The organism is Acholeplasma equirhinis (assembly GCF_017052655.1).
Lineage (GTDB): Bacteria > Bacillota_I > Bacilli_A > Acholeplasmatales > Acholeplasmataceae > Acholeplasma > Acholeplasma equirhinis.
This window is the reverse complement of the sequence record NZ_JAFIDC010000001.1, coordinates 120,007-132,942: the sequence shown is the minus strand read 5'-3', so window position 1 is coordinate 132,942 and position 12,936 is coordinate 120,007. Positions and strand designations below refer to the sequence as shown.

The following is a 12,936-nucleotide window of genomic DNA, read 5'->3' as shown; positions in this document are numbered from 1 at the left end:
ATTATTCACCTTCTTCAGGTGTTTCCTCTTTATTTGAATTATAACCATATCCATAACCATAAGTATATGAGTATAATTCATTTTCTTTGATGTCTACTTGAGTAAATACTGTTCCAATAATGTTGACATTATTTTGTTTAAGTGTTGAAATTGCTTCATTAATAACTGCTTTTCTTGCTTCATTTTGTGCAACAACGAAGATCACACCATCTGCTAGTCTTGCAATATATAAAGCATCTGATACAGCAATAACTGGTGGTGAATCTAAGATAACATAATCAAACTCTTCTCTAAGTCTTTGAACTAAGTCCTTTAACTTTTGAGCTTCTAAGATGTTCACAACAGCTGTTGTTCTTTCACCAGCAACAACATAATACGTATTTAATTTTTCAGAATATTTTACTAAGTCTTTATATTCGATTTTTCCTGCAAGATAATCGGTAACACCATTTTCATTTGGTGCTTTAAAAATACGGTTAATTTTAGGTTTTCTTAAGTCTAGATCAACTAAAACAACTCTTTTACCTTTTTTACCAATTAAATAAGAAAGGTTCGAAACAAATGTAGTTTTACCTGCACCTGCTAAACTTGATGTGAATTGGAGAACTTTGAAATTACCATCCACGTTAACATACTCTAAATTGACTAAAGCTTTTTGGAATGCTTCTGCGACAAATGAAAGAGGTTGTTCACGTGAAACAATGTAGTCATATTCTGCTACACGTTCTTTTTGAAATAATTTTCTTCTTTTCATGATCTTTTTCTCTCTTTAAATTCGAATTCTGGAATGACACCAATCACTTGAATACCAGTTCCTGCTTCAAGTTGTTCTTTAGTCATATAGGCATTATTGAAGAGTAATCTCATAAAGGCAATCGCAATACCTAATATAGCACCACCGATAGCACCCACTGCGATAAATAGAATCTTGTTTGGTGAATCATCTTCAGGTTGCCCTGCTTCTGATAATTCAACGAATTTACCTTCAAACATATCAACATCAGTTGAAATTACAATTTGTGTAATTGCATCTGCCATCACTTGTGCAAAATCAGCATCTGTTGATGTGAAACTGATTCTGATGATAAATGATGTTGTTGTAGATGCAACTGCAATACCTGCTTTTACTTGGCGGTTTGTCATGTTGTCTAATTTTTCAATATGCTTAGGGTTAGTGATTAAATTAGATGTTCTTAGTTTGTTAACAATATTGTCACTCTTAACAAACTCAGATGCTGTCTGAATTAATCTTTGTGTATCTAGATAGTTGATTGCTCCATCATCCCCACTATTGATTGGTACTTGGACTAGCACTTCACTTGTTGATTTATATTGATCTGGTACGAGTGTATAGGCATACACACCAACAGCAATAGTAATCACTAAAGTGAATGCAGTAATAAGAATCCAGTTTAAGCGGATGATTCTGAAAATATCAGCCAAACTAATCCCTGAATCTTGTTGATTTTGATTTTCAAAATCCATACTTAGGTCTCCTTTAAATTGCAAATGCTTTCTTATACTCATTATAGCATAATGCTTTAAATTATAATTTAAACAACTCTACCACTTCATCAATGTCTTTTTTAATCATTTCAAGTGAATCTAACCAGAATGATTTCTCTGTAATATCAATTCCCATTGAAGCTGCTACTGTTTCTGCATCTTCTTTTGTTGTTAATGCTAAAAGATCATCGTAGTTCTTTAAGAATTTTTCTTTATTCTTTAAGTATTGTGCATATAAACCTTTACCAAATAGTAAACCAAATGCATATGGGAAGTTATAATAGTTTAATCCAGCACTATAATAGTGACCTTTTACTAACCACATATATGGATGTAATTGATCGTGATCTAAACCATCAGTATAAGCTTCTTTTTGAGCTTGTATCATCCAAGCTTTCATTTCATGTTTTGAAATTGGACGAGTTGCTGATTCAAACACTTTAGATTCAAATAAGAATCTTGAAAGAATATCAATAATAACTTGAGTATCGCCTTGTAAACCAGTTTCTAAGATTGAAAGACGATCTTTTGGATCAGTAAATTGAGTGAGTAAGTATTGTGTCATAATGGTTTCACAGAAGATTGATGCAGTTTCTGCAAGTGGCATTGGATATGACCAGTGAAGTGGCGCATTAGCCTTAATCACATCACCATGGTAACCATGTCCTAATTCGTGTGCCATTGTTGAAACTGAATCTAATGAGCCTGTGAAGTTTAACATAAATCTTGATTGACCAATTTGAGGTTGGTTTGAACAGAATGCACCACCACGTTTACCCTTCTTAGGGAAAACGTCAATCCAATCATTGTCAAAAGCACGTTTTGCAAAACTTGCTAATTTTTCTGAATATGAACCAAATGCATTTAAGACTAAGTCTTGTGCTTCTTCATAAGTATAAGTCTTTGTTAATTCACCTACCGGAGCAAATAAATCATACCAAGGTAAACCATTCTTATGACCTAAGTATTCTGCTTTAGCTCTTAGGTATTTAGCAAAGTGTGGACGATAATCCTTCATTGCTTCAATCATTGCATTTAAAGTCTTTTCACTCATTCTTGATTGTTGAAGTGTTTTATCAAGTGCAGATTTATAACCTCGGAGTTCAACCATAGTATTTACTTCGCGTTTGATATTTGTTAAACCAAGTGCAACAAAGTTTTCAACTGATTCGTAAGCTTTTAATTCTTTTTCATATGCTTCTTTACGAATTGCTGGATTGTAGTCATATGCAAGTGCTCTTAAGTCTGAGTAAGTGTATTCTTTACCCGCAACTTCAGCAGTCAAGTTAGCAGTTGCAAGTTGTTGAACTTGACCCCATGAACTTGATGCTAACTCTTGCATCTTAGAATATAAAACTTCTTCTTTTTCAGTTAATAAATGTTGTGCATCTTTTTGAGCACGTTTTAAATTTGATAAATACAGTTTAACTTTATCTGATTCTTTAGCAAGTTTATCTAAATCAACAGTTGCTAAATATCTTGAGAATTTAACAGATGGTGCTGTTAACTTTCTCATGATACCTGAAATCTTTGATAAATAACCTAATGCTTCATTGTTAGATACATCAGTAGATTGTGTAAGACTTGCAAATGATGCTAAACCTCTAACTAAGACAGTTAGTACTTCATCAAATTTAATATCACCTTCTACATAGTCTTTATCAGACTTAGGTCCTGCTTCTAAGAATGCTGCGTAACTATCAACTAAATCTGATAGTTTCTTTAAATCGTTTTGATATTCTTGATCAAAACCTTTATATAAATCATTTAAATTCCAATTTGTTCCCATTTTAATTTCCTGCTTTCAGTTCAAATAGTATGTCTCTTATTTCCATTGCACGTTCAAAGTCTAAATCTTTGGCCGCTTGTTTCATTAATACTTCTAATCGTTTGATTTCTTTTTCTATTTCCTTCTTAGAAAGTTTACCAGCTTTATCCTCTTTGATAACCTCTCCCTTAATTGAGATGTTATCTCTAATATCTTTAACAATCGTTACTGGTTCTACATTATGTTCTTCATTGTATGCTTTTTGAATTGAACGTCTACGGTTTGTTTCATCAATTGCAAGTTTCATTGAATCACTTACAGAATCCGCATACATAATGACTCGACCATTAACATTTCTTGCAGCACGACCAATTGTTTGGATTAAAGCACGTTCACTTCTTAAGAAACCTTGTTTATCTGCATCAAGGATTGCAACCAAACCTACTTCAGGAAGGTCAAGACCTTCTCTTAAGAGGTTAATACCAACTAAGACATCATACTTACCTAGTCTTAAATCGCGTAAGATAGCCGTTCTTTCAAGTGCTTTAATTTCACTATGAAGATATGCAACCTTTAATCCTAACTCTTTAAAGTGATTAGTTAAGTCCTCTGACATTCTAATTGTTAAGGTTGTAACAAGTGTTCTTTGATTGTTTTCAATTCGTTTTTTAATCTCAAAATATAAATCATCAATTTGACCAGTTGTTGGTCTAATTTCAATTTCTGGATCAAGTAAGAATGTAGGTCTAATGATTTGTTCAATGATAGGTAATTGTTTTTCAAGTTCATATGGACCAGGTGTTGCAGATAAGTAAATAACTTTATCTTTCTTAGATTCCCATTCATCAAACTTTAGCGGTCTGTTATCTAAAGCTGAAGGTAAACGGAATCCATAGTTAACTAGGTTTTCTTTTCTTGATCTATCTCCAAAGTACATACCTCTAATTTGAGGTACAGTAACGTGAGATTCATCAATAACAAGTAAGAAATCATCACCAAAGAAATCCATTAAGGTTGCAGGAGTTTCACCCGCTTCTCTTAAAGCTAAATGTCTAGAATAGTTTTCAATACCTGATGTAAATCCAATTTCTTCTAACATTTCAATATCGTACTTCGTACGCATTTCAATTCGTTGAGCTTCTAGTAATTGACCTTTTGAATTAAAGTAATGAATTTGTTCTGCAAGTTCATTTTTAATTCTTCTAATACTTTCTTTTAATTTATCTTTTGATGCCATAAAGAGTGTTGCAGGAAAGATAGAAACGAAAGTTTGTCTTTCCTTTGAAACACCTGTTAAGGCATCAAATAGTATGATTTCTTCAATTTCATCTCCAAAGAAGACAACTCGAATACCAACATCTCTTTGGTTTGATGTAATGATTTCAACAATATCACCACGCACTCTAAATGTTCCACGGTGGAAATCAATATCATTTCTTGTATATTGAAGTGAAATCAATTTATTTAACAGTTGGTTTCGATCCATTTGATCACCAACTCTTAAGAAGATTGTTGCATTTTTGTAGTCATCTGGATCTCCAATACCATAGATACAGGATACAGAAGCAACTACAATCACATCTTCTCTTGATAAGAGAGAGGCAACAGCACTATGTCTTAATTCATCAATTTCATCATTAATACTTGAATCTTTTTCAATATAGGTATCAGAAGATGGTACATAAGCTTCAGGTTGATAATAGTCATAGTAAGAAATAAAGTATTCTACTCTATTTTCAGGAAATAAACTTTTCAACTCACCATAAAGTTGACCAGCTAATGTTTTATTGTGAGCTAGAACTAAAGTTTTCTTTCCCAATTTTTGAATAATATTGGCAATTGTAAATGTTTTACCAGTACCTGTCGCACCAAGTAAAATTTGTTCATTGGTACCTTTATTAAAATTGTTTATTAACTTCTCTATGGCTTCAGGTTGATCACCTGAAGGTTGAAAGTTAGATACAAGTTTAAACATCTAATCACCTCTATTTCTACTAGTTCTAAATAAATATATTTATTTAATCAATTTTAACATTTATACAAAAAAATAACAAGAAAGTCGGTTAGACCTTCTTGTTATAAAATTTCACTTTTCAAAATCAATATTTTTTAACCATTCAACACCTTGTTTATTTATATTTAATGATGCCCAATGATTTTGAACTTCAATAACAAACAATTTATCAGTGTTTTTGATATATTTTATAGCCTCATCTCTAATTTGAGATGCTGATTTAGACGATTTAACTAACCAAACAGACTCTAAATAATGACACCAAGCATCAAATTTTTTTATGTACACATAAAGATTTTCGTAATCATTTGAATTGTCAAGCAAATAATATGACACCATATAAATAGCCGTTATATTACTCCTAACTGTTTGAACTAATACTATTTGAAATAAAATCAGAATTATCTTTATTTAATTTTTCTTCTACAATTAAACTAACCGTATGTTTCATAATTTCTCAAGTTGGATCAAACAAGTACTTAAATACAATTAGCATAAGTGCAATCATTTGAACGAATATTCCCGATAGAAATGTATATATATGGCCAATATCTATATCTTCACCAATTGGAATGTTACCAGTTATAATCAAAACAGCTATAATCAATAATGTTATTAATATTCCAGTAAATAGATACAAGAAAATGTATCTATTTATCTTTATAAACTTCAAATCATGAGATATTGTTTTGAATATTTTTCTTTTATATTCGTGAATATCTAACTTCAAACCAATTTGTGATTCAGGTATACTCGGTCCTGTATTATCAGTATATTTACTATCCATCATTTTTTGCCTTTAACGTTTCTCAATGATTCATTGAGTAAGTTTTTTGGCACTGCAAAAAAATCTAATAACTCACTTATGTTAACATCATATTTTTTCAAAATCTTCATTAATGATTTTCTTGGTATTAACAATTCACTTGCTATATTCGTTGTCATTCTATCAAATTCATCATTATCTACAGTTAAAACATCATTTAAATTAACTCTAGCTAGCGACTCTAGATCATTCTTTTTTGTAAAATCCTTGATTTTTTTTTGAATTAAGTTATTATTAATTGTTTCATTCATATTCATTATACGATTTCAAACATTATACACAATTTATATACTAATTTAACATATTTAGTTTCTAATTTAAAAAGAGAATGACAAGTTTCACTGATCATTCTCTTTTGACATTATATATTATTTTCTATAGTCTGCTTTAGCCCAAGCTTGAGTTGGTTTAAAGAAACCATATTCTTGGTTCCAAGTTTGAATACCTGGAACGATAGATGTTAATGTAATTGATTTAGATACACCATCAATTGTTACAGTGATTGTGTATTCTACTTCAGTTGTTTCTTCTGGGAAGACGATCACTCTACCTGTATTTGATACAAGTGGTGAATTAGATTGGAATTCAATTGTTGCATCAGAGTAGTTTTGAAGTACTTCAAGTTCAATTGCTACATGTTGCATAAATCTTTCCCAATACCATGTACCGTTCCAAACTGTATTGTTTAGAGTATAAGGATCCCCCTTACCAGTAATTGTGTTATGTTGAATAACTCTGTTGATTCCTAAGTTATTGTAGTCAAGTAACCATGCGACTAACTTAGCTGTTCTTTGAACCGTATCAACGATATCAGCTTTCTTATTGATGTTCATTTCGATACCAGTTGATACTTTGTTACCGGCTCTTGCTCCAATAACGCCACGTGCTTGCTGTGATGTTTCAAAGTAATGAGGAGCCATGACATAGTAACCATTTTGGATATCCCAAACTGGTCCTTGCATTGTAAAGTAAGACTTATCTAAGATTTGGTTAGAGTTACCTCTTGGTGCTGTAATTGTTGATTTAATGCCATTGAATGTAAAGTATCCATCAACAGAAATATCAATCACTGGATTTGTATTACCATTTGCAAGTATACCTGTTGATGTCCAGGTGAATGTATAAGATGAATCATCACCAGCATGCCAACCTACATATGCATCTGGAAGTGAGCCTAGGACACCATAATCACCAACTGTATAGTGGATACCTACTTTGTTAGCAGGGGTTGCAAAGAATGCACCGTGTGTCATTAAACCACCGTTAAGATTAGCAGTATCATGCACTAAGATAAACTCAGTTGAAGGTTTTAATGTATTACTAAATTGTGCAGGGTTAGCAGGGAATGATGTTCTATCAATAACTAAGTTGTCAAATAAGAATGCATTCACTGATTCATATCTTGGATCTGACCATTCTTGAGATGCAGTGTAATAAGTAATTACATTTAGTCCTGATACCACTGCATTATTTGCAGATGCAAGTAATTCAAGTAAGGCATCAACACGATCTTCTGTGTCTAATGCTTCTTGTACATGTACTGTATAAGTGAAGATTAATTCATCATCTTCAAAAATATCAATATGTGTTGTACCAGATGTTAATGCTTTAAAATTGTTTCCTTCTGTTAATTCTAAGATACCATCTGCTTCGATTTCGAATGTAAATATTCTTAATTCTGAATCTTTACCAAATGGAACGACTGTAATTGTAAATTCATCACCAATCTTAATGTTTCCTGTAAAGCCTTGGCTAAATGATAATGTAAAGCTATCTTTTGGATAAACAATAACATTCATTTCAACTTTAACTGAACCATTATGGTTTGTTACAGTAATTTTAGCTTGTCCAGCATTAACTGCGGTTACTAAGCCATCTTCGTCAACTGTTAACACTTTATCATTTGATGATGTAAAGATTAATTGTTTATTAAATGCGTTTGCAGGTGTAATTACGACATCAAGTAGTAATGTATCACCTTTAAACATTTCAGTTTCTGCATTTGAGATTGCAAGTGCAGTTATTGGATCTTTTTCTTGCCACTTAGCATATAAAGTCTTAGATTCTGCAATTTCAGTAATTGGTTCACCATTAAATCCTGGATTGTCATACCAACCTAAGAATTCATAGTTTTCTAAATATACGTTTGTAGGTAAGACTAATGTTGGTTCTGTTGATAAGAACTCAGTTTGTTGACGATCATTAATTAAATATGACCAGAAACCATTCTTAAGTTCTTGAATTGAGTAGTCTGATGATTGCCAGTTAGCATTTTCTATGAACTTACGACCTTCCATAAATCCACGTACTTCATAACTCCATGCATATTTCCAGTCTCGATTTGCTGCTTCAAATGCTGCAGCAGATGCACGTGAAACAATATTTTGAGCTGCAGGTTTATTAGTTGATGAACCAACAACACCTAAATATTTAGCAACCCATAACCATTTATCACGGAATCTTGCATCAAAGAAGAATGTATGCATATTTGTAGATGATGTACCAAATGTATCACGTGGGATTGTTGTTGGTGTATAGTTTGTTCCACCAAATAAGTTGTAGTCTGCAAGGAAGTCTAATACCATTGCTTCACGGTTTGGATAGAACATGTTGCCACCGTTTAGAACTAAGTTGTATGTAAATGTTGCAGTAAATTCTTCATAAACGATTTCAATCACAAGTGAACCATCCGCTTCAATCACACCTTCATAAACTTCTAATTCTGTGTAGAAACCTAGTTTAGGTGCTGGAATAATTTTAACTGTTGTTCCAACGACACCAGTTTTAACTTCTTCTAAAATATCATAAGTTGCTGATGCTGGATTGTATGTATATGTAATCACAACATATTCTGCTGTTAAAGGTAAAATTTTGACAAGATGCAGAGACGCAGTTAATGTAACTTCTATTCTATCTTGTTGTATTACTTCAGATGTTTCATCAATGATTATATTATCTTCAAATCCAGCAATATTACCATCTTCTCTAAAGATGTATCCAGTTGGATTAACAAAGAGGTTATTTAAGACATCTACATCCCAAATTGCTTTAGTCGTATTTTCATTCTTTCTTAAGTGAATTGTATTGTGTGTATTAATGAAGTTGTTATCTTCAATATTAAAGTCAATGTTGTATGAGTTATATGTTGATGTAGCAATAACCGCAGATGCTGGGTAACTATCTGTTGGGTTATTTTGTTCATTACCAATATTATAGAAAGTATTTGTTGTAATGTTGATTACTTGTGTATTACCATTTGATGCAGAATACGCTCTAAATAGAATTGCGTTTTGTCCACCTTTATTGGTATTACCAAAGTAGTTTTCAGTAATTGTAATTGTACCGTTATTGTAACCACCATCAAATCTTACAGCTGATAATTGGAAATCTTCAAAGACGTTTCCAGAAATTAAGATTTCTTTATCATGTGCTGTACGGTCAATTGAGATAATATCCGATTGAATATTTGTAAAGACATTATCTGTAATATAAATATCACCAAATACGTTTGTATCCGCTAATCTGTATAATTGGATAATCGCATTTACGTTAACTCTTGAGTTTGGAAGATATCCAGAACCAGTCGTTGTAGTATTTTGAATGATGTTATTACTGAATGTAAATCCAAAGAGTGTTCCAGTTGAAATAACTTGGAATCCACCAGTCATTGTGAAACCACTAATACTAATATTTTGCATATTAGAAGCAATCGTAATTTTACCGGTTAAAATTGCTTGATTAAATTCTGAATATAATTCAATTGATTTATTGATTGTTAGGTTTTCTGAATATGTACCTTTATTAACTAAAACTGAATCTCCAGCAACAGCTGCATCGATTGCAGCTTGAATTGTTGGATAGCCAATGCCATTGACAAATGCTGCAGTTTTTGGAACTACTTCAATTTCAATATCTTTTGTTAAATCATTATATGTTGCAGAGATTGTAACTAAACCTGGTGCTAAGAAAGTAACTAAACCATCTTGATCAACTGTTGCAACCAATTCATCACTTGAAGCCCAAATGACATCTTTTAAGACAAAATACGGTGGTGTAGAAACTAATTCGTATTGAACAACATCTGTAACTTCAACGAGATCTTCACCAACAATTTCAAAGTCTTCAAAGATTGGTGCAGCAATTGATAACACTCTAAACGTAGATGCTGTATTGTCAATAATTCTATCTACGTCAACATCAACACCTAAACGATCTAAATAAACATTATCTACATATGTTACCTTGTTCACTTGATCAAATAAAATATAACCTAATGAATCTTGGAAGATATTATTTTCAACATTTGCAGTCCATTTAGTTGCAGCACCTCTTAAGTGGATACTGTTAAATGTATGGTTGAATGTATTTTCATTAATATTGATAACTGTATCATTTGTATTAAACGTTGAGAATGTGATAACACCAGATCCTGGTTGATCACCATCTCTGTTCTTAGAAACTGTACCAATATTTTCAAAATAGTTTTGTAAAATGTTAATTGTTTGTACATTACCAGCAGTTGGAGCAAACGCTCTAAATGTAATCGCTGATCCTGCACTTAATTCATCATTAACGAATGTATTATTAATGATATTGTATGTACCATTATTGTATCCACCATCAAATCTAATCGCTGAAACACCAAAGTTTCTGAAGATATTTTCTTCAATGTTAATCTCAGTATTAACCATTGTACGGTCAAGTGAAATAATATCAGCAGCAATATCTTCAAATTCGTTATATCTAATGTTGATATCACCAAATAAATCTTGATCAGCTAAACGATAGAATTGAATAAATGCATTTACATTAATACGGTTAACTGGTGCATAAGCATTTGGTGTTAATGTTAAGTCGTGTACATAGTTATATTCAAATTCAAAACCTTTTAAGGTACCTGTTGACTTAATTTGAGCAGCTCCAGTAAACTCAAAACCGCTAATTGCAATATTTTGTAAGTTTTGAGCAATATTAATTAACCCAGTAAGGACAACAACACCACCTTCTGGATAGAATGATAAATTGGATTTATTAATTGTAAATGATTCACTATAAGTACCAGCTTTAATATAGATTACATCATCGGCTACTGCAGCATTAATTGCAGCTTGGATTGAACCATAATTGTTGTCATTAACGGATGCAACAACTTTATTAATAGTAATTTCTTTAGTTGCAGTTAAACCATCGACATTAACAGTTACAACAACTGTTCCTGATCTTAATAATGAAAGTAAACCAGCATTATCAATTGTTGCAAGTGTATTTAAGTTAACACTCCAAGAAACTGAACTAAATTCAGCATCTTCTGGTAACACTTTAACTTCAAGTTGTAGTTCTTCACCAACAAGACCTGTTGATAAACCTAAGATTTCAACAGAATCAGGTAAGATAGGTGGAACTTCAATGACAATATCAAATGTGTCTGAAACGCCATCTGCAGTTGCAGTAATTGTCACTGTGCCAGCTTTTTTAAGTGTAACAACACCAGTAGCTGAAACAGTTGCAAGTTCTTCATCACTTGATTCCCAAGTAACTGTCTTATTGGTTGCATTATTTGGTAATACCAATGCAGTTAAAGTAATTTCATCTCCAATAAAGCCTTCTGCTTCACCTTGGATTTCAACAGATAGTACAGCAATTGGTAACACAGTAATCGTTATAGAATCTGATTTAGTACCTGAAGTTGCTGTAATTGTCACTTCACCAACTTTAAGTAAAGTAACTAAACCTGATGCTGATACGGTTGCAATGGTTTCATCACTAGAAGTCCAAGTAATAGATTTATCAGTTGCATTTTCTGGAAGTACAGATGCAGAAAGGTTAATTGTAGAACCAACTAAACCTTCATCATCACCTGTAACTTCAACAGAATCAACTAAAATGACAGGATCAGTAATTGTAATTTCATGCGTGTCAGATTTACCATCTGCAGTTGCAGTAATTGTCACTGTACCAGCTGCTTTAAGTGTAACAACACCTGATGCTGAAACAGTTGCAAGTGCAACATCACTTGATGACCATGTAACAGTCTTATTGGTTGCATTTGCAGGTAACACGGTTGCTGATAGGTTAATTGTTTGACCTGTTAAACCAGCCTCATCACCTGTAATAGTAACAGATTCAACTGCTACAACATTTTCAGAGATCACAACTTCAAGTGTGCCACTCTTACCGTCTGCAGTTGCAGTAATTGTTACTGTACCAATTTTAAGTGCAGTAACTAAACCTGAATTAGATACAGTCGCAATTGTTTGATCAGATGAAGACCAAGTTACAGTCTTATTTGTTGCATCAAGTGGTAAAACAGCAGCGATTAACTGCGTAGTTTCTCCAACTTTAATTGCAGAAGTTCCAGTTACTGTTACAGATGTTACTGGAACAATCACTGGTTCTTCTTCATCTTGTTCTTCTACGATAACTTTTATTGTATCTGAAATTTCAGTACCTTTTACAGTTGCAGTAACAGTAACTTCACCTACTGCAAGTGCTGTAACAGTATTGTTTGAAATGGATATGATACCTTCTTCAGATAAACTGAATTCCAGTTCAAATCCATCGATTAACGTATACTCTAATGTATATGTATCTCCCACTTTCATGGTAACTTCTGCAGTACCGAACTCAAAATCAAGATCAAGTTCAGGTTCTGTACAAGCAACCAAGACAAAAGCGAAAATTACCATCAATGCGAGTAATAGCTTTTTCGTCATATATCCTCCTATAAATTTATAAACTATAATAGTTTATTTTGTTTTTTCCCTCAGCATTATTATATTTGATATTCAAAGTATATGAAAGCGCTTTACTTACTTATACAAA

Annotated in this window: 8 protein-coding genes; all 8 read right to left on the bottom strand. The window is 32.3% G+C overall.

Going from position 1 to position 12,936, the window contains the following annotated elements:
• Position 1 precedes the first annotated feature (1 nt).
• The 8 genes from JV173_RS00540 to JV173_RS00505 all read right to left on the bottom strand — a co-directional run bounded on the left by JV173_RS00540 (position 2) and on the right by JV173_RS00505 (position 12,827).
• The gene (locus JV173_RS00540; RefSeq protein ID WP_205734340.1) at positions 2–754 is read right to left on the bottom strand and encodes a CpsD/CapB family tyrosine-protein kinase; all 753 of its coding nucleotides are present in this window, start codon (positions 752–754) and stop codon (positions 2–4) included.
• Positions 751–1,485 (bottom strand): YveK family protein, encoded by a 735-nt coding sequence (locus JV173_RS00535; RefSeq protein ID WP_205734339.1) that lies wholly within the window; start codon positions 1,483–1,485, stop codon positions 751–753. The genes JV173_RS00540 and JV173_RS00535 overlap by 4 nt, the downstream gene beginning before the upstream one ends.
• A gap of 61 nt (positions 1,486–1,546) precedes the next feature.
• Positions 1,547–3,295 carry a M3 family oligoendopeptidase gene (locus tag JV173_RS00530; RefSeq protein ID WP_205734338.1) on the bottom strand — a complete coding sequence of 583 codons (1,749 nt, stop codon included), beginning with the start codon at positions 3,293–3,295 and terminating at the stop codon, positions 1,547–1,549.
• Between the two features lies 1 nt (position 3,296).
• Positions 3,297–5,249, bottom strand: coding sequence for an excinuclease ABC subunit UvrB (uvrB, locus tag JV173_RS00525; RefSeq protein WP_205734337.1), 1,953 nt, complete (start codon positions 5,247–5,249; stop codon positions 3,297–3,299).
• Between the two features lie 111 nt (positions 5,250–5,360).
• Positions 5,361–5,612: a hypothetical protein gene (locus JV173_RS00520; protein ID WP_205734336.1), complete on the bottom strand. Its 252-nt coding sequence runs from the start codon at positions 5,610–5,612 to the stop codon at positions 5,361–5,363.
• A gap of 133 nt (positions 5,613–5,745) precedes the next feature.
• Entirely contained in the window at positions 5,746–6,075 is a 330-nt protein-coding gene (locus JV173_RS00515) for a hypothetical protein (RefSeq protein ID WP_205734335.1), read from the bottom strand.
• Positions 6,075–6,365: a hypothetical protein gene (locus JV173_RS00510; protein WP_205734334.1), complete on the bottom strand. Its 291-nt coding sequence runs from the start codon at positions 6,363–6,365 to the stop codon at positions 6,075–6,077. The genes JV173_RS00515 and JV173_RS00510 overlap by 1 nt, the downstream gene beginning before the upstream one ends.
• 117 nt (positions 6,366–6,482) lie before the next feature.
• Positions 6,483–12,827 (bottom strand): Ig-like domain-containing protein, encoded by a 6,345-nt coding sequence (locus tag JV173_RS00505; RefSeq protein ID WP_205734333.1) that lies wholly within the window; start codon positions 12,825–12,827, stop codon positions 6,483–6,485.
• Between the last annotated feature and the right edge of the window lie 109 nt (positions 12,828–12,936).